Source organism: Microbacterium sp. STRO-1N, from assembly GCF_057748015.1.
In genome coordinates this window covers 628,653-646,452 of sequence record NZ_CM173234.1, presented here as the reverse complement: position 1 = coordinate 646,452, position 17,800 = coordinate 628,653, and the positions used below count along the sequence as shown (strand labels likewise).

Here is a 17,800-nt window from a genome sequence, read left to right as displayed (position 1 = left end):
CGGTGCAACATCTAGGGCGGGAACCACGTGGGATGCGGCCGCCCACAGCGTCACTGCGTCATACGACGCCGCGTCCGGCAGAACGCAGTATCGGCGAATAGCCCGCTGAGCAGAATCGAGCGCGTCCGCGAGCTCAGGTATCTGAGTAACCAACCGGGTCACCTGCCGCTCGCCGTGGTGCGGCTCTGGCGGATCCACTCAACGAATTCAGAACGCGCGTAGCGAATCGTTCGAGGTCCCAGCCTGTAGAAGTCGGGCCCCTTGCCGAGGTAGCGAAGCTGGGCAAGCGCGGCAGTCGTCATTCCGGCGATGAGGGCGGCTTCCGCGGGCGTAAGTAGTGAGTCATCCATGATCATGTCCCCTTCGTTTCGTTGTGCTCGTTCTCTGTGAGCACTTGCTTCGACGATGACAACGTCTGAAGTGTGAGACACCATGGAGGGATGGATTGGTCCGAATCGGGGAAAGATTCGTTTGCGCGCTCGATCGGTGAGCGCATCCGAGAGCTGCGTCTGCGTCGCGGATTCCGATCCGTTCGCGAGCTAGCTGCCGCTATCCCTAACGCACGCCTCAGCGCGTAGGTCGTCAGCAACATCGAGCTGGGGCGCAAACTCGATCTGACAGTCGTCGAGCTTCTCGAGCTGTCCAGAGCATTGGGCGTTGCACCACAGCAGATCCTCGTCGACCACCACCGTCCCTACGAGCCGACAGGGATTCCAGGAGTCAGTGAGGAGATCGCGACGATGTCTGCGATCGACTTCCTCGAATGGCTGCCCCTCCCGTTCGAGGGTCACCAACTATTCATGGATGTGAACGCGGAGACGCCTGAAGAAACCGCTGCCCTGGTCGCGCTTCGAAGCTATGAAATGCAACGACGGGAAGTGGCACACCATACGGAATCGCTAGCGAGGGCGCTTCAGGTCAATCGTAAGTTCGCCGGCTTCAACGATCTGGGGCATCTCCGCAACCGCGTGGCCGAATCCTTCGCTGAGCTCCGACGCATGGCTAGCTTCCTGGAACAACGTGGAGTTCGCGTGCCGGCTGACCACTGTGACCACAGTTTGACCACAACTCCCGGCGCGAACGACGATCGAGGTGATCACATAGATCACACAGATCACCGCAACTCCGCGAGTGTGAGCGCCGAGGAATCCAGGCGATGAGGCGCAAATCTGACTGAGAATCGTGAGGTCACGGGATCGACGCCCGTCGGAGCCACACGGACCGTCGTTACAACGGTCCCAGATACCCTCGCCTAGCTTCTACATGGCGGGGGTTTTGCTTTGCCCTGATGCGCCCAGCGCAACCGCCGGACGCCAGATCATGGACATCCCGGCTCGAGCCGTACATGATGACCACATGGCAAGCCTTCGACTCGTTGCGGTCACTCTGATGGCAATGTCGGCTGTCATGCTCACCGGGTGCGTTCAGTACGCCACGTTCACAGATCTCGAAGGCGAACGCGACGCCGCCGACCAGTTGCCGGAGTTGGAACAGTACGCGTACGACTCGCTCGACGCCTCAACCAGCCGATTCGTCGGCAAGCACGACGGAACGTCACTGTGGCTCGCCAAGGGGGAAGAACCGAATTCCGCCTGCCTCGTCGCGCAACGCGGTGACGACTGGATCATCGGGTGCGGTGGTGGAATGAGCGGCGGCCCGGGATCCTTTGAGATCCACCCCGACGGCGCCGTGGTCCCGGAGGGCGCTACACAGGTGTCCGAGAATGTCTACGCCTGGTAGGCAATGCTGCCCCGCTGGATGCCGTGTGGCGCGCACCCGGCTCTGCAACGGTGATAGCGGCACTGTCGGCCGCCACGACAAACGGTAGCTTGTCGGCATGGATGCGCCCTCGCCCGATGTGGAAGTCCTCACAGCCATCACCGATGCAGATGCGGACGACATCGCGCGTTTGCTCCCGCAGCTGTCGAGAACCGCGACCTTCGATCGAGATCGCCTTGCCACGATCGTCGCCCACGACGCGACGGATCTGCTCGTCGTGCGTGTGGAGGGTCGCATCGTCGGCGCGGCCACCCTGGTTACGGTTCCGCTGCTCTCCGGACTTCGCGGCCACGTCGAAGACGTCGTCGTGGACGAGACCACGCGTGGCAAAGGCATCGCACGCGCATTGCTCCAGCGCATGACCGAAATGGCCGCGGAGCGAGGGCTGCGCACCCTCGACCTCACGTCGCGGCCGTCCCGAGAATCGGCGCTGCGCTTGTATGAATCGGTCGGTTTCGCACGGCGAGAGACGAATGCGCTTCGATTCACGCCGCCGAGAACGTCCTCATCAGCAACCGACGGCTGACTCAGCACCGCCCCATCGTCGCGATGGCAACGCCCCGCCCGGTAGCGTGATCAGCATGACCACTGGGACCCGCCGCATCGAGCTGAACCTCCACAAGCCCTGGTTCGCGCTCTACGCCGGCATCCGCCCGACGCTGGTGATCGAGGGCCGCGGCCAGCCGACGCAGTGGGGCCTCGGCACCTGGCAGGTGTCGGCCGAACACGACGTGATCCTCGGAGTTTTCCTGTTCAACCGGATGTGGCGCTTCGGACAGGCCGAGATCACGCTCCGTCCGCAAGACGAGGGGATGCTGAGCTACCGCGCCCCCGCACTGCCGTTCCTTCGCGGGCAGTTCCGGCTGAAGCCGCCGCGCCAACAGGCGTGACACCTCTCCCCTAGCCCGCCCAGGGGTGCGCCGGGTCGAGCTGCGCGATCGAGTCACGCAGCCACGCCCTCTGGCGCACATCAAGAAGCCCGAGATTCGCCTCGGCATCCACGATGTCCTTCTCGCGCACCTGCGCGGACTTCATGAACAGCACCACCTCGGGATTGAGATAGCGCAGGCCGTCCCCTGAAACCCAGGTGACCTCGTCCAGGTCGTACTCCTGAGACGGAAGACGCTTGTTGGTCCAACGCGCGCCGTTGAAGGGCGTCAGCGGCACGTCGAGCACCCACGGCGAGACCGCGTCGGCACGCACTCAGATCCCGCTGCCGCTCCGGATCTCACGGAATCGCTCGTCGAACGGACGCAGCCAGCCGCTGTCGGCGTTCCACGTCGTCCACCCGCGGTCCGCGAGGAAGACTCGCAGCGCCTCGGCGTCATGATGCGCGATCGAGACGTCCATGTCCTCGTGACGGCGGGAGACACCGGTCGCCTTCTCGAGCGCCCAGCCGCCGACGATCCACCACGGCCGGTCGAACCCGTCGAGGAAGGCGGCGATCGACGCCGGCGTCAGCGGATCCCACGGCCCGTACCACCGCGCGAACTCCTCCGGCGGCAACGGCCTTGCGGACTCCGGCTGCGGAAGGGGGACGTGACCAGGCGACATCCTTCAGACCTCCGCGCGACGCTGCGTTGCACGGTTGTGCACCGCGATCGCCACGAGCGCGGCGACGGGTCCCACCAGGATGACCAGGAACGGCAGGTACCACGCCGTCAGGCCGAGCATCACAGCGCCGAACACGATGAGCCCCGCTCCGCTCGCCCGCAACACGACGGATCCACGTGGAACCACCTCGGCGTTGCGGAAGAACGGAATCCGGATGCCGGCATTCGCCCGCATCGTGCTCGCCAGCGCGAGATGGAACACGACGACGCCGGTCACCGCCGCCAGCACTCCGAAAACGAACATCGCCCCACGCTACCAACCGGTCCTGCCAGCGGCGCTACGTCGACGCGAGAGGTCGCGCATTCCCCGTGGGGCGGATACCTCGTCACACGACGACCCAATGTGAAACGTTTTTATCACAGAGCCGATTTCGGCTTGACGGGCACCCCGAACGAGGGTTAGCGTTCACGGAGCCGCTTTGGGAAAACGCATTCCGAGGCAGTGCCACCCTGCCCTGCAACGTTGGAGAGCTGATGACGACGAACACCGCCGCCGCCGGCTGGGCTCTGCGTGTGCACGCCGCCTTCGACTGGATCTGGTGGGTCGCCACGATCAACCTGCTCTGGTGCGTCTTCACCCTCGCGGGCGGCATCGTGCTCGGCGCTGCACCGGCCTCCGTCGCCGCCGCCGAGCTGACCCGCCGACGCCTGCGCGGAGACGGCTTGGCGGCCATACGCTCCTTCGCCCAGGCATGGCGGCGAGAGTTCTGGCGAGGGAACGCCGCCCTCGGGCCGGCGTTCGCCGTCACCGCCCTGCTGGCCGCCAGCACGCTCGGCCAGTACGCCGCCGGCGCCATCGGCACTCCCCTCGGCATCCTGACCGCCGCGGCTCTCGCCCTGTCGTTCGCCGTCACCGCCGTCGCCGTTCCGCTGTTCGCGCACTACGACCTCCCGTTGCGCGGTTACGTCCCGACTGCCTTCCGCTGGGCTCTGCGCAACGTGCCGCACGTCATCCTGCTGCTGCTCGCGGCGGTCGTCGTGGTGACGGCCAGCCTGATCCTCCCCGGCATCATCCCGTTCCTCTCGCTCGGGGCCTGGCTCACGCTGAGCACCGCGCTCTGCATCGGCTTCTTCACCGCCAACGACCGACGGCTCGCCGAAGCGCACACACCGAACTGACCCCCGCCCCCGAACGCCCCACCGAACGAAGGAGTTCTCTCATGAAGCACCGCACCATCGCCTCCGGCATCGGCCTCGCCGCCGTCGCCGCACTCGCCCTCACCAGCTGCTCCGCCGGTCCGGATGCCGCGGCAGATGGCGCCGAACTGGACACGCTGACCATCATGGCGCCCTACCTCTCCACGAACGCCCCCGAGGACGACAACCAGTTCGAGAAAGCGATCGAGGAAGAGATCGGCGTCGACCTCGACATCACCTGGGTGCCGAACTCGTCCTACGGCGACAAGGTCAACATCACCCTCGCCGGCGACGACCTGCCGCAGGTCATGGTCATCCAGGGCAAGGACCCCGGCTTCGTCCGCAACGCCGAGGCCGGCGCGTTCTGGGACCTCACCGAGTACCTCGACGACTACGAGAACCTCAAGACCACGTTCCCGCAGGTGCAGCACTCCTCCAGCATCAACGGCAAGGTCTACGGCATCTTCCGCTCGCGCGACGTCATGCGCGAGGCCGTCATCATCCGCAAGGACTGGCTGGCCAGCCTCGGCCTGGAACTGCCGACCACCACCGAGGAGCTCTACGAGGTCGCCAAGGCCTTCACCGAGAACGACCCGGACGGCAACGGCGCTGCTGACACCTACGGCCTCATCATCCCCAAGTGGCCCGGCACGATCGGCACCAACAGTCCGTGGGATGCCATCGAGACCTGGTACGGCGCCGGAAACCGCTGGACCGAGCGCGACGGCGAACTCGTGCCGAACTTCACCACCGACGAGTGGCTCGAGGCCGTGCAGTTCGAGCGCCAGCTCGTCGAGGACGGCGTCGTCAACGCCGACTACGCGACCTTCGACTCGGCGAAGTGGAACGAGCCGTTCCTCACCGGCAAGGGCGGCATCATCATCGATGTGCACTCCCGCGCCGGCCAGCTCATGAGCCTGCTCAAGGAGCAGGACCCCGAGGGCTTCCAGAACTACGTCGACGTCACCGGAAACCTCGAAGGCCCCGACGGAGAGCTCAACGCGCTCCCGACCGCCGGCTACAGCGGGTTCCTCGCCATCCCCAAGGCCCAGGTCAAGACCGAGGAGCAGCTGCGCGGCGTGCTCGAGGTGCTGAACGAGCTGAACTCGGAAGAAGCCGGCCCGCTGCTGAACAACGGCATCGAGGGCGTCACCTATGAGCTCGAGGGCGACCTCGCGGTCGGAATCGACAGCGCGACGCAGGTCGACAAGGACACCTCCGCCGCCTACGCCCAGCTCGGCACCAACGTCACCGGCTTCCAGGGATACCTGCCCAAGCAGGCATCCGAGTACGAGCAGGAGATGTACGACAAGCGCAAGGAGATCGAGGCGGCCGACCTCGAGTCTGCGGTCTACGACCCGTCGGCCGCCTACGTCTCGAAGACGTACGTGTCCAAGGGCGCGCAGCTCGACACGATCGTCGCTGACGCCCGCATCCAGTACATCGCCGGCCAGCTCGACCTCGACGGTCTGCAGGCCGCGATCGACCTGTGGCGCTCGAGCGGCGGCGACGACGTGATCGCCGAGATCAACGAGCTGGCTGACGCCGACTCCTGATCCGGACCGCCGGGGCGGCACCGCGTGCCGCCCCGGCCTCCCGAGAGGCTGCTCCCATGACCATGCTCGACAACGCCGTGACGGCGACCGAGACGCTCACCGTCACGAAGAAGTCCAAACGGCGCCGTGGCGTCCGTGTGCACTTCACGCAGTTCAAGTGGCTCTACCTGCTGCTGCTGCCAGGCATCATCTACTTCCTCCTGTTCCGCTACTGGCCGATGTACGGCGCGATCATCGCGTTCAAGGACTACGTGCCGTTCCTCGGCATCCAGGACAGCCCGTGGGTCGGCTTCGCGCACTTCGAGGACTTCTTCTCCTCGCCGGACTTCCCCCGGCTGCTCGCCAACACGCTGATCCTCGCTCTGCTGAGCCTGGTGATCGCGTTCCCGCTGACGATCATCGTGGCGCTGCTTCTCAACGAGATGCGCTTGATGATCCTCAAGCGCACCGTGCAGACGCTCATCTACATCCCGCACTTCCTGTCGTGGACCGTGGTCGCATCGCTGACCTACCTGCTGTTCGCGCTCGACATCGGTCCGCTGTTCCAGCTCATCAACGGCATCCTCGGCACGGAGATCAACTTCCTCGCCGACCCGGCCTGGTTCCGGCCGATCATCGTGCTGCAGGACATCTGGAAGAACACCGGCTGGGGAACGATCATCTTCCTCGCCGCCCTCGCCGGCGTCGACCAGGCGCAGTACGAGGCGGCCATCATCGACGGCGCCGGCCGGTTCCAGCGCGTGTGGCACATCACTCTGCCGTCGATCGCGCCCACCGTCGTCGTGATGCTCGTGCTGCAGATGGGCCAGGTGCTCAACACCGGGTTCGAGCAGATCTACCTCATGACGAACTCGCTCAACCGCTCGGTCGCCGATGTCTTCGACACCTACGTCTACTTCATGGGCATCACGCAGGGCTCCTACAGCTACAGCACCGCTGTCGGCCTCTTCAAGGCGGTCGTCGGCGTCGTCCTCATCTTCGGCGCGAACTGGCTCGCCAAGCGCTTCACCCAGGCAGGGATCTTCTGATGGCTCGCGAGAAGTATCGGTTCAACACCCCCGCGGGGCGCGTCTTCGACGTGTTCAATCTCGCGCTGATGATCGCCGTCGCGATCCTCGCGCTGGTGCCCTTCGCCTTCGTGCTCGCCGGCTCCTTCGCGACAGAGGCGGAACTGGCGACCCGGTCGTTCTTCCTGTGGCCGGAGACGTTCTCCCTCAAGGCGTACGAGGCGATCTTCACCAGCCCCGCGTTCCTGAGGGCTCTCGTCACCACGATCGCGGTGACCGCGGTCGGCACGATCGTGCAGCTCGCACTGACGGCATCCATGGCGTACCCGCTCAGCAAGGCGAACCTCCCCGGCGGACGGCTCATCCTGTCGCTCATCGTCTTCACGATGGTGTTCGGCGGGGGCATGATCCCGACGTTCCTCGTCGTGAAGGACCTCGGCCTGCTCAACAACTACTGGGCGCTGATCCTGCCCATGGCGATCAACCCGTTCAGCCTCATCATCATCAAGAACTTCTTCCAGCAGCTCCCCGCAGAGCTGGAGGAATCCGCGAAGATCGACGGCGCGAACGAGCTGCAGACGCTGTGGAGCATCATCCTGCCGCTGTCCAAGCCCGTCCTCGCCACGTTCGCGCTGTTCTACGCGGTCGGCATCTGGAACGACTTCATGTCGCCGCTGCTGTACCTCAACGACAACTCGATGTGGACCCTGCAGATGTTCCTGCGCCAGGTGACGGTCGCCACCGACCTGTCGGTGGTCGAGCAGGATCCGACCCAGCTGCCTCCGGCTCAGGGCATCAAGTTCGCCGTGATCATCGTCGCGACGCTGCCGATCATCCTGTTCTATCCGTTCCTGCAGAAGCACTTCGCCAAGGGGATGCTGATCGGATCGGTGAAGGGATGACTCTCGTCTACCGCAACGCTCTGACGTCGCAGGAAGACCTGGACGGATGGGTCGCCGAGGGCCCCGTCTCGGCCCAGCCTGCGGACGACGGGATGCTGCTCTCGAACAGCGGCGGATTCGACGACCACTTCACGTTCTGGTGCCCCGAGGTGTTCGGCGATCGCATCCGGATCGCATGGGAGTTCTCGCCGCGGTCGGAGCCGGGGCTGGCGATGCTCTTCTTCGGCGCCGCCGCGGACGCCGCGCAGGCGCTGGATGCCGACGGCATCTTCGACTCCGCCCTGACGCCCCGAACCGGAGCGTATCCGCAGTACCACTCCGGCGACATCCGCACCCTGCACGTGTCGTACTTCCGACGCCGGTGGGAGGAGGAGCGCGCGTTCCACACGTGCAATCTGCGCAAGTCGCCAGGGTTCCACCTCGTGTCGCAGGGCGCCGACCCGCTGCCGCCGGTCATCGACGCCCGCGACGCGTTCTACCGCATCGAGATCATCAAGGACGGCCCCCGCGTCGCCTTCTCGATCGACGATCTGCTGCTGTTCGACTGGACCGATGACGAGAGCACCGGCCCGAGAATCCACGACGGGCGCATCGGGTTCCGCCAGATGTCGCCGCTCGTCGCCTGCTACCGCAACCTGGAGGTTCACTCGCTGTGACCGACTCGACAGTGACCGTCCCGCTCCGCTGGCTCGATGATGCCCCGCCCGCGCGTCTGCGCGGCGGCGCGACGTGGGGGGTGCCGCTGCCCAGGGGCACCGTCGCAGACGCCGGCTGCCTGCGGCTGCGCGACATCGACGGCGGCAGCGTGCCCGCGCAGTTCTGGCCGCTCGCGACCTGGCCGGACGGCTCGCTGAAGTGGGCGGGCTGCGCCGTCGGCGCGCTCGATGCCCCCGGCTCGTACGAGATCGTCACGGGTCAGGATGCCGTGCCCGCCGCCGAATCCCCCGTGCAGGTGAAGCGCGCCGACGACGAGATCGTCGTGGGCAACGGCATCCTTCGGATCGCTTTCCCGAGCACACCGGCCGACGTGCTGGCCCGCCGCGTGACCCGCAACGGCGTCGTCATCGCCGAGGACCTGCGCCTGGTGAGCCTGCTGCAGGACAAGATCGCAGACGACGGCGGCGCCGCGCCGCGCCGCCGGTTCCGCTCGCGCGTGAAGACGGTCGAGGTCGAACAGGAGGGTCCCGTCCGCGCGGTCGTGCGGGTCGAGGGCATGCACCGCTCCGAGGACGGCGAACGCGAATGGTTGCCGTTCACCGTGCGCTTCGTCGTCGTCGCCGGCTCCGCCGAGGTGCGCCTCGTGCACTCGGTCATCTGGGACGGCGATGCCGAGCACGACTTCCTCGCCGGCCTCGGCATCCGCGCCGATGTGCCGCTGCGGGCGGAACTGCACGACCGCCATGTCCGCATCGCGGGCGCCGACGGCGGCTTCTTCGCCGAAGCCGTCCGCGGCCTGACCGGGCTGCGGCGCGACCCTGGTGCCGAGGTGCGCGCCGCGCAGATCCGCGGCGAGCAGACGCCGCCGACGGAGACCTGGAACCCCGAGGTCTCGAAGCGGCTCAACCTCATCCCCGCCTGGAACGACGTCACGCTGACGCAGCTGAGCGCCGACGGCTTCGGCGTCCGCAAGCGCACGGCAACCGGGCACGCCTGGATCGACGCCGGCGCGGGGACCAGGGCGGAGGGATACGTCGCGATCAGCGACCCGACGGGCGGCTTCGGCCTCGGCATCCGCTCGTTCTGGCAATCGCACCCCGGCCAGCTGGACCTCCGCAGGGCAGCCGGCGAGCGCGCCGAGCTGACTGCATGGCTGTATGCGCCCGAGGCCCAGCCGATGGACGTCCGGTTCTATCACGACGGACTCGGTCAGGACGACTTCGCGACCCAGCTCGAGGGCCTGGAGATCACGTACGAGGACTACGAGCCCGGCTTCGGCGACGCCCACGGCGTGGCCCGCACGCACGAGCTGACCCTGTTCGCCTACGACGCGACGCCGGCTCTGGAGGACGTGGCGGCCTCGGTGGCCGACATGCAGCGCCCGCCGCTGCTGCAGCCCACCCCCGAGCATCTGCATGCGGTCGGCGTCTTCGGCGACTGGGCGCCGGTCGACCGCTCGACGCCGGCGCGCACAGAGATCGAGGACAGCAACGACTTCCTGCTCGATTTCTACCTCGGTCAGATCGACCAGCGCCGCTGGTACGGGTTCTGGAACTACGGCGACGTCATGCACGCCTACGACCTCGACCGGCACGTGTGGCGCTACGACGTCGGCGGATACGCCTGGGACAACAGCGAGCTCTCCCCCGACCTCTGGCTCTGGTACTCGTACCTGCGCAGCGGCCGCGCCGACGTGTTCCGCCTGGCAGAGGCGATGACCCGCCACACCGGCGAGGTCGACGTCTACCACCTCGGTCGCTGGCAGGGGCTCGGCTCCCGCCACAACGTCCAGCACTGGGGGTGCAGCGCCAAGCAGCTGCGCATCTCCAGCCCGATCTACCGGCGGATCTTCCACTACCTCACGGCGGACGAGCGGGTCGGCGACCTCCTCACCGAACTCCGAGACAGCGACGAGCGGTTCGTCGACACAGATCCGACGCGCAAGGTCCGCCCGGATGCTGCGACGTACCGCCCCGATCGGGCCGCACTGGCGGTCGGTCTCGGTACCGACTGGGGTGCACTGGCCGCCACTTGGCTCGCCGACTGGGAGCGCACCGGCAACGAGCGCTCACGGGATCGCCTGCTCGGCACGATGGCCGACATCGGCGCCCTGCCCCACGGATTCCTCACCGGTGAGGCGCTGTACGACATCGAGACCGGCCGCTTCGACACGTCGCGCGACCGCGTCTCGGTCTCGCACCTGAGCGCGGTGTTCGGGCTCGTCGAAGTGGCGAGCGAGCTCATCTCCCTCGTCGACGTCCCCGGCTTCCGGGATGCCTGGCTGCAGTACTGCCGCCTCTACCTCGCCTCCCCCGAAGAGCAGGAGGACGCGGTCGGGCAGCGGCTCACCGGCATCCACCTCGAGCAGGCGCACAGCAGGCTGACCGCGTACGTCGCGGCCCAGACGGGCGACGCTGCGCTGGCGGATGCCGCGTGGCAGGCGTTCGAGGGCATCGGCGAGTGGCTCGTGCACCGTCGGGACTTCGTGCTGCGTCACATCGACGGGCCCGGCGTCCTCAATCCTGTGGATGAGGCGCCGAGCGTCGGGACCAACGACGTCGCGCAGTACGGACTCGCCGCGATCCAGAACCTCGCGCTGATCGGTGACCGCCTCCCGGAGGTTTAGCCCGCCACGGCGGTCGGTCTGCCCGACAATGGGGAGATGTCCTCTGAACGCGAGTGGCGCTTCCTGAGCTCGGTGCGACGAGCGATCCGCAGCGACCCGTCGCGCGTCGCCCTCACCGAGGTGCACCCGGTGCTCAGCGCGACGATCGTCTCGAAGATCCTCGATCTCGCCCTGCACATCGGCGCATCCATGTTCGCGGTCGGCGCCTCCGCGCACGACGTGACCTTCGCGATCACCCGGGTCGCGCAGGTCTACGGACTCAAGGGCGTGCAGGTGGACGTGACGTTCACCTCCATCACCGTGTCCTATCACCGCGGCGAGGACGACGCACCGACCACGCTGCTGCGGGTGGTGCACGCCTCCTCACCCGATCACGCGAAGCTGCAGCGACTGCAGGCGCTCCTCGCCGACATCACCGACGGGATGGATCTCGGCGAGGCGCGCAGCACGTTCCGCGCGATTCGACGCACGCCTTTCCTGTACCGGCCCGTGGTCGTGATCTTCGCGCGAGCCCTGCTCACGGTCGGCGTCGCCATCCTCTTCGACGCGACGCCGGCGCTCATCGTGCTCGCCTTCCTCGCGGCGCTGTGCGCGGCGTTCGCGCAGGCCGGGCTCGCCCGCCTGCAGGTGCCGTCGTTCTTCGGTCAGATCGCGGGTGCTTTCGTCATCACCGTCTTCGCGACCGTCGTCTCCGCTCTGGGCTCGGCGGGGATCCCGCCGTTCGACGATGTGCGCCCCTCGATCATGGTCGCCGCGGGGATCGTGCTGATGCTCTCCGGTCTGTCGGTCGTCGCCGCGGCCCAGGATGCCATCGACGGGTTCGCGCTCACCGCAGGCGGCCGCATCCTCGACCTGATCATGCAGACCGTCGGCGTCGTGCTGGGCATCCTGATCGGCCTCGGGCTCGCGCAGCTGCTCGGATTCGGCATGGCGCTCCCGGACGACGCCGTGCCGTTCGGTCCGCTGCCGGCTCAGATCGCCGGCGCCATCATCATCGCGGTCGCCGTCGCACTGTTCAACGGCGCCGGCCTGCGGATCGTCGTCGTGAGCGCCGTGCTGAGCGTGATCGCGATCCTCGGGTACAGCTCGGCCATCCTCCTGGGCGTGCAGGAGGGCGCGGCGAGCGCCTTCGGAGCGCTGCTGGCCAGCTTCCTCGGGATCCTGATCGCCCGCGGACTGCACGTGCCGTCGGTCGCGGTCACCACCGCAGCGATCGTGCCGCTGGTCCCCGGTCTGACCGTGTTCCGGGGGCTGCTGGGGCTGGCCGATTCCGACGGAACCCCCGAGGCGATGCTCGTCAGCATCGCGCCGCTCGTCCTGGCGGCCTCGATCGGCGTCGGCCTCGCCGCCGGTGCGTCCCTGGGGCTCTATCTCGGCACTCCGCTGCGCGCGACACTCGCCGGCGTCGCGAAGTCGCGCGCCCGCGTCCGGCACTGACCGACGGCGCCGGTCACCAGATCGGCGGACGAGGCATCGCTGGGACCCGCCGCTCGAGCTCGGCCGCGAGCGCGATGATCATCGCCTCGCCACCGGGTCGGCCGATCAGCTGCACGCAGACGGGATGGCCGGAGGCGTCGGTCGTCACCGGAACGACGATCGCCGGCAGACCGGACACGTTGACGAAACTCGAATACGGCGCGTACCGCACCTGCTGAGCGAAATTCTCCGCGGCATCCTCGGCGGAGAACCACCCCACCGGCCGCGCGGGCAGTGCGAGCGCCGGAGTGAGGACGGCGTCGAAGGGAGAGAACGCCGTGATCGTCTCGCGTTCGAAGACGGTCGCCGCGGCAAGCGCCTCCAGGACCTCCCGGCCGGTGAGCCTGCGTCCCTCGCGCGCCAGCCAGGCGGTGATCGGCTCGACGTGCTCGAGCTCGGCATCCGTCAGCGCCATGCGGGCGGCACTCGTGCGCCACAACGCGGTGAACATCGAGGCGTACCCTCGGGGCCGCCAGTCGAAGAGATCGACGTCGTGACCGTCGGCGAGCAGCGCCGTGGCCACCTCGACCGCGCGGGCGGCGTCGGCATCGAGGCGGATGTCCTCGTCTTCGTCCCACGGCGACACCGTCGTGACGCCGATGCGCGTGCGTCCGGCGACGCGTTCGGTCGCCTCGCGGAACGGCCCGTCGCCGGGGGCCGCCGTCGCATACGCGTACGGGCGACCGGCGGCCTGGACATCAAGCAGCAGCGCGGCATCCGCCACGGTCCGCGCGATCGGCCCCGCCACCGCCAGCCCACCGGGATTGTCGAGCCCGGAGGCGAACGGGACCCGCCCGCGGGACGGTTTGATGCCGACCAGTCCGACGGTGGCCGCCGGAATCCGGATCGATCCGCCGGCGTCGGAGCCCGGTGCGAGCGGCAGCATCCCCGCCGCGACGGCCGCCGCCGCTCCCCCGCTCGACCCGCCTGCGCCGTTCGCCGGATTCCACGGGTCGCGCGTCGGCGGTCCGATGCGCGACTCGGTGTACCCGGTCATGCCGAACTCCGGAGTCGCGGTCTTGCCGAGGCTGATGCCACCGGCCTCATCGAGCACCGCCGCCTGATCGGCCGTGGCATCCGGCACGAACCGGTCGTGCAGGCGGGACCCGAAGCGCGTCGGCACGCCGGCACGGGCGACCAGGTCCTTGTCGGCGAACGGCAGCCCCCAGAGGGCGCCCTCGGTTCGTGCGCTGCCGAGAGCGGCGGCACGCTCCAGCGCGGCCTCCGCAGTGACCTCGACGAACGCGCCGATCCCGGCATCCCAGTGCACGATCCGGTCGAGATAGTGCGAGACGAGTTCGACCGGTGAGATCTCGCGCGTTCGGAGCGCCGCCAGCTGTTCGATCGCGGTGAGGTCGTGGAGCTCGGTCATGTCTCGAGCCTACGGATATCCCTGCGCGCCAGGGCCCATCCACCGACCGGTGGATGACGGAATCCGTCCGTCCACGGCTACCACGGCACTGAAGCGACGGCCACGCTGGGACCATGACCGATTCTGTGATCCAGGTGCAGGACCTGCGAAAGACGTACGGCGCGTTCACGGCCGTGGACGGCATCAGCTTCGACATCCGCCGCGGCGAGACCTTCGCCCTGCTCGGCCCGAACGGCGCCGGCAAGTCGACCACGATCGAGATCCTGGAGGGATACCGGCACCGCACATCGGGCGACGTCCGCGTGCTCGGGGTCGACCCGCAGCGCGGCGGGCTGGAATGGAAGTCCCGCCTCGGCATCGTGCTGCAGTCCAGCGGAGAGACCGGTAGTTTCACGGTCCACGAGCTCCTCAGCGAGTTCGCCGGCTACTACCCGAACCCGCGCCCGGTCGACGCCGTCATCGCCGCGGTCGGGCTCGAGGCCAAACAGAAGGTCAGGGTCGGGAAGCTCTCGGGAGGCCAACGACGGCGACTCGACGTGGCACTCGGCATCGTCGGACGCCCTGAACTGCTGTTCCTGGACGAACCGACGACGGGCTTCGACCCAGAGGCGCGACGCCAGTTCTGGGACCTCATCCGCTCGCTCAAGTCGGAGGGCACCAGCATCCTGCTGACGACCCACTACCTCGATGAGGCCGCGCAGCTCGGCGATCGGGCCGCCGTCATCGCGGGAGGGCAGCTCGTCGCCATCGGCGCGATCGACGAGATCGGCGGCGCGCAGGCGCGTGTTCCGCTGGTGCGCTGGACGGATGCCGGCGGTACCGTCCAGGAGCACCGCACACCCGAGCCGGGCGCCGCGGTCGCCGAGCTGTACCGCGACGCCGGAGAACCGCGCGGGCTCGAGGTGGTCCGTCCCACGCTCGAGGACATCTATCTGGGGCTCATCCGCGATCAGACCCCTGCCACCGAAGACCTTCTCGTGGAGGAACGAGCATGACCATCACCGCACCGGCACCGTCCCCGTCCTTCGGGCTGTCGCGCACGATCCGCCTCGGCATCCGACGCATCGGCTTCGAGCTGAAGCAGTACTTCCGCGCCGGCGACCAGGTGTTCTTCACCTTCCTGTTCCCCACGCTGATGTACATGATCTTCGCGACGATCTTCACCGGGGACATCGGCGAGGGGCCGGATGCCGTGAGCATGGCGACCTATTATCTGCCGGGCCTCATCGCGGGTGGCATCCTGCTCTCGGGGGTCCAGGGTCCGGCGCTGGAGATCGCGACCGAGAAGAGCGACGGCACCCTCAAGCGCCTCGGCGGTACGCCGATCTCGCCCGTGACCTACTTCCTCGGCAAGATCGGCGAGGTGTTCGTCACCGCGATCCTGCAGATCGCTCTGCTCATGGTGGTGGCCGCCGTCGTGTTCGGAGCCGAGCTTCCGACCGAGCCCGAAGCCTGGTTCCGGTTCGCGTGGATCTTCGTGCTGGGTCTGATCACCTGCACGCTGCTCGGCATCGCCCTGTCCTCCGTGCCGCGATCGGGGAAGACGGCCGGAGCGGTCGTGATCCCGGTCGTGCTGCTGATCCAGTTCATCTCCGGCGTCTACATCGCCTTCGCGATGCTGCCGGAGTGGTTGCAGACCGCGTCGGGCGCCCTGCCGGTGAAGTGGATCGCCCAGGGCATGCGCTCGGTCTTCCTGCCGGATTCGTTCAAGGCGGCCGAGGTGGGCGGGTCGTGGGAGCTCGGCATGATCGCGCTCATGCTCGCCGTGTGGCTCGTGATCGGTTTCGTCCTCAGCAGGATCACCTTCCGGTGGATCCGCCGCGATGGCTGACCGCATCCGGCCGCCGGAAGTGCCAGAGTGGGTGCGATGAGTCGGATCGGCAGGGAGCAGCTGGGCTGGGACATCGCTGTCGGTGCCCTGATGATCGTGATGTCCGTACTCGCCCTCACGGAGGAGCCGAGGACGCCTGGCACGCAGTGGCTCCTGGTCGTGGTCGCACTCGCGATCGGAGCCGCCTACGCGTTCGGCGCGCGTCGCTACGTGAGCATCCGGGAGTCCCCGATTCCCTCGCGCGCGACCTCGTACGCACTGCAGTTCTCGCTGATGGGGCTGCTCGCCATCGGGGTGGCGATCCAGCCGAGCATGCTGCTGCTGCAGACGATCGTGCTGCCGCTGCTGTGGATGACCGCACGGTCTCCCCGTCAGGCGATCGTCGCCACCGTCATCAACGCGGTGGTCCTGGGACTGTCGTACTGGAGCTGGGGAGGTTTCGAGACCTGGGCGCTGCTGGCCGGTTTCCTCACCTCCGGCCTCTCCGCCGCGTTCTCGATCGCGCTGGGACTGTGGATCACGCGGATCGCGGAATGGGGCGCCGAGCGCCAGCGCCTGCTGTCCGAGCTCACCGCCGCGCAGGCAGACCTCGAGGCCGCGAGTCGTGAGGCCGGCGCCACGGCCGAGCGGGAGCGCCTCGCCCGTGACGTGCACGACACGATCGCACAGAGCCTGACCAGCATCGTCATGCTGGCGGAGCGCGCCGGCCGCGACGGATCGGCTGCGACGATCGCACTGATCGAGGATGCCGCGCGCGACGCGCTGCGCGAAGCACGCGCCCTCGTGGTTGTGGAGTCGCCGGCGACCGACCCGTGCGGCTCCCTGGCTCAGGCGCTGCAGCGGCTCGGCGAGCGCTTCGCGCACGAGACGGGCACGGCCGTGCACGTGGAGGCATCGGAGTGCACGGTTCCGCGCGACGTGCAGGTCGTCCTGCTGCGGTGCGCGCAGGAGGGGCTCGCGAACGTCCGCAAGCATGCCGCCGCCGACACGGCCCGATTGACGCTGCAGGTCGGATCGGACGCGGTGCTCCGCGTCAGCGACGACGGGCAGGGCGGCGCGGAGATCGACGCAGGGAACGGCTTCGGCCTGGCCGGCATGCGCGACCGGGTGGCGCTGGTCGGCGGCATCCTGGATGTTCGGGATGCCGAGCCGACCGGCACCGTGCTGACCGTGCGCATCCCGTTGGAAGAGGAGAAGGACCCGTCATGATCCGAGTCATCGTCGCCGACGATCACCCCGTCGTGCGCGCGGGGATCGTGGGGCTCATCGCGCTCGACGACGGCATCGAGGTCGTTGGCGAAGCATCCGATGGCGCGGAAGCGGTCGACCTCGCCGAGGCGACGCGGCCCGACATCGTCCTGATGGACCTGCGGATGCCGAAGCTCTCGGGTGCCGAGGCGACCGCGCGCATCGCCCGGCTGCTGCCCGAAGTCCGCGTGCTCGTGCTCACGACGTACGAGACGGACGACGACATCCTCGGGGCGATCGAGGCCGGCGCGAGCGGCTATCTGCTCAAGGCCGCGCCGCACGAGGAGATCCTTGCCGGCATCAGGGCCGTCGCCGAGGGCCACACCGTGCTGGCGCCCACGATCGCGGCGACGCTCGTGACGCGCATGCGCCAGGAGGCCCAGGCCACGCCGCAGCTCAGCCCCCGCGAGCTCGAGGTCCTGCGGCTCGTGTCCGCTGGCCGCAGCAACCCGGAGATCGCGCGTGAACTGTTCATCGGCGAGGCGACCGTCAAGACGCACCTGCTGCACGTGTTCGAGAAGCTCGGCGTCTCGGACCGCACCCGCGCGGTGACCCTCGCCCTGGAACTCGGGATCCTGTAGGTCGGAGTTCCTGCG

20 protein-coding genes are annotated in these 17,800 nt (G+C 68.1%); 15 read left to right on the top strand and 5 right to left on the bottom strand.

Annotation, left to right across the window (positions count from 1 at the left end):
• Positions 1 to 158: 158 nt before the first annotated feature.
• A complete protein-coding gene (locus AC3ANJ_RS03080; RefSeq protein WP_488318178.1) occupies positions 159 to 356 on the bottom strand; it encodes a helix-turn-helix transcriptional regulator in 198 nt (65 codons plus the stop codon).
• A gap of 384 nt (positions 357 to 740) precedes the next feature.
• On the opposite strand from AC3ANJ_RS03080, the gene AC3ANJ_RS03075 reads away from it, so the two are divergent.
• The 4 genes from AC3ANJ_RS03075 (at position 741) to AC3ANJ_RS03060 (ending at position 2,669) form a co-directional block, all read left to right on the top strand.
• Complete coding sequence (locus AC3ANJ_RS03075) at positions 741 to 1,160, top strand: hypothetical protein (RefSeq protein ID WP_488318177.1); 420 nt, start codon at positions 741 to 743, stop codon at positions 1,158 to 1,160.
• Positions 1,161 to 1,356: 196 nt separating this feature from the next.
• Positions 1,357 to 1,740 (top strand): hypothetical protein, encoded by a 384-nt coding sequence (locus AC3ANJ_RS03070; protein ID WP_488318176.1) that lies wholly within the window; start codon positions 1,357 to 1,359, stop codon positions 1,738 to 1,740.
• A gap of 97 nt (positions 1,741 to 1,837) precedes the next feature.
• Entirely contained in the window at positions 1,838 to 2,305 is a 468-nt protein-coding gene (locus tag AC3ANJ_RS03065; protein ID WP_488318175.1) for a GNAT family N-acetyltransferase, read from the top strand.
• Between the two features lie 55 nt (positions 2,306 to 2,360).
• Complete coding sequence (locus AC3ANJ_RS03060; RefSeq protein WP_488318174.1) at positions 2,361 to 2,669, top strand: hypothetical protein; 309 nt, start codon at positions 2,361 to 2,363, stop codon at positions 2,667 to 2,669.
• A 10-nt stretch (positions 2,670 to 2,679) separates the two neighbouring features.
• Here the strand turns inward: AC3ANJ_RS03060 and AC3ANJ_RS03055 are convergent, their stop codons facing one another.
• From AC3ANJ_RS03055 to AC3ANJ_RS03045, 3 genes are read right to left on the bottom strand one after another with little or no spacing between them, the layout of a single operon-like run.
• Complete coding sequence (locus AC3ANJ_RS03055) at positions 2,680 to 2,982, bottom strand: hypothetical protein (RefSeq protein ID WP_488318173.1); 303 nt, start codon at positions 2,980 to 2,982, stop codon at positions 2,680 to 2,682.
• Positions 2,983 to 3,333 (bottom strand): nucleotidyltransferase domain-containing protein, encoded by a 351-nt coding sequence (locus AC3ANJ_RS03050; protein ID WP_488318172.1) that lies wholly within the window; start codon positions 3,331 to 3,333, stop codon positions 2,983 to 2,985. It abuts the gene before it with no gap.
• A gap of 3 nt (positions 3,334 to 3,336) precedes the next feature.
• Positions 3,337 to 3,636 (bottom strand): hypothetical protein, encoded by a 300-nt coding sequence (locus AC3ANJ_RS03045; RefSeq protein WP_488318171.1) that lies wholly within the window; start codon positions 3,634 to 3,636, stop codon positions 3,337 to 3,339.
• A 230-nt stretch (positions 3,637 to 3,866) separates the two neighbouring features.
• On the opposite strand from AC3ANJ_RS03045, the gene AC3ANJ_RS03040 reads away from it, so the two are divergent.
• Genes AC3ANJ_RS03040 through AC3ANJ_RS03010 form a run of 7 tightly spaced genes read left to right on the top strand, consistent with a single transcriptional unit; the run spans position 3,867 to position 12,714 of the window.
• Positions 3,867 to 4,511, top strand: a complete 645-nt coding sequence (locus AC3ANJ_RS03040; protein ID WP_488318170.1) for a YesL family protein — start codon at positions 3,867 to 3,869, stop codon at positions 4,509 to 4,511.
• Positions 4,512 to 4,552: 41 nt separating this feature from the next.
• Positions 4,553 to 6,085: an extracellular solute-binding protein gene (locus tag AC3ANJ_RS03035; protein WP_488318169.1), complete on the top strand. Its 1,533-nt coding sequence runs from the start codon at positions 4,553 to 4,555 to the stop codon at positions 6,083 to 6,085.
• A 56-nt stretch (positions 6,086 to 6,141) separates the two neighbouring features.
• Positions 6,142 to 7,113, top strand: a complete 972-nt coding sequence (locus tag AC3ANJ_RS03030) for an ABC transporter permease (protein ID WP_406246977.1) — start codon at positions 6,142 to 6,144, stop codon at positions 7,111 to 7,113.
• Positions 7,113 to 7,994, top strand: a complete 882-nt coding sequence (locus AC3ANJ_RS03025; RefSeq protein ID WP_488318168.1) for a carbohydrate ABC transporter permease — start codon at positions 7,113 to 7,115, stop codon at positions 7,992 to 7,994. Before AC3ANJ_RS03030 ends, AC3ANJ_RS03025 begins: the two co-directional genes overlap by 1 nt.
• A complete protein-coding gene (locus AC3ANJ_RS03020; RefSeq protein ID WP_488318167.1) occupies positions 7,991 to 8,650 on the top strand; it encodes a DUF1961 family protein in 660 nt (219 codons plus the stop codon). Before AC3ANJ_RS03025 ends, AC3ANJ_RS03020 begins: the two co-directional genes overlap by 4 nt.
• On the top strand, positions 8,647 to 11,277 hold the full coding sequence (locus AC3ANJ_RS03015) for an exo-rhamnogalacturonan lyase family protein (protein WP_488318166.1): 2,631 nt from the start codon (positions 8,647 to 8,649) through the stop codon (positions 11,275 to 11,277). Before AC3ANJ_RS03020 ends, AC3ANJ_RS03015 begins: the two co-directional genes overlap by 4 nt.
• A gap of 36 nt (positions 11,278 to 11,313) precedes the next feature.
• Complete coding sequence (locus tag AC3ANJ_RS03010; RefSeq protein WP_488318165.1) at positions 11,314 to 12,714, top strand: threonine/serine exporter family protein; 1,401 nt, start codon at positions 11,314 to 11,316, stop codon at positions 12,712 to 12,714.
• A 13-nt stretch (positions 12,715 to 12,727) separates the two neighbouring features.
• Here AC3ANJ_RS03010 and AC3ANJ_RS03005 read toward each other — a convergent pair whose 3' ends face one another.
• Positions 12,728 to 14,125, bottom strand: a complete 1,398-nt coding sequence (locus tag AC3ANJ_RS03005; protein ID WP_488318164.1) for an amidase — start codon at positions 14,123 to 14,125, stop codon at positions 12,728 to 12,730.
• A 113-nt stretch (positions 14,126 to 14,238) separates the two neighbouring features.
• Here AC3ANJ_RS03005 and AC3ANJ_RS03000 point away from each other — a divergent pair, with 113 nt between their 5' ends.
• From AC3ANJ_RS03000 to AC3ANJ_RS02985, 4 genes are read left to right on the top strand one after another with little or no spacing between them, the layout of a single operon-like run.
• Complete coding sequence (locus AC3ANJ_RS03000; RefSeq protein WP_488318163.1) at positions 14,239 to 15,120, top strand: ABC transporter ATP-binding protein; 882 nt, start codon at positions 14,239 to 14,241, stop codon at positions 15,118 to 15,120.
• On the top strand, positions 15,117 to 15,956 hold the full coding sequence (locus AC3ANJ_RS02995) for an ABC transporter permease (RefSeq protein ID WP_488318162.1): 840 nt from the start codon (positions 15,117 to 15,119) through the stop codon (positions 15,954 to 15,956). The genes AC3ANJ_RS03000 and AC3ANJ_RS02995 overlap by 4 nt, the downstream gene beginning before the upstream one ends.
• A 36-nt stretch (positions 15,957 to 15,992) precedes the next feature.
• Positions 15,993 to 17,165 carry a sensor histidine kinase gene (locus AC3ANJ_RS02990; protein WP_488318161.1) on the top strand — a complete coding sequence of 391 codons (1,173 nt, stop codon included), beginning with the start codon at positions 15,993 to 15,995 and terminating at the stop codon, positions 17,163 to 17,165.
• Entirely contained in the window at positions 17,162 to 17,785 is a 624-nt protein-coding gene (locus tag AC3ANJ_RS02985; protein ID WP_488318160.1) for a response regulator, read from the top strand. The genes AC3ANJ_RS02990 and AC3ANJ_RS02985 overlap by 4 nt, the downstream gene beginning before the upstream one ends.
• The last annotated feature ends 15 nt before the right edge of the window (positions 17,786 to 17,800 follow it).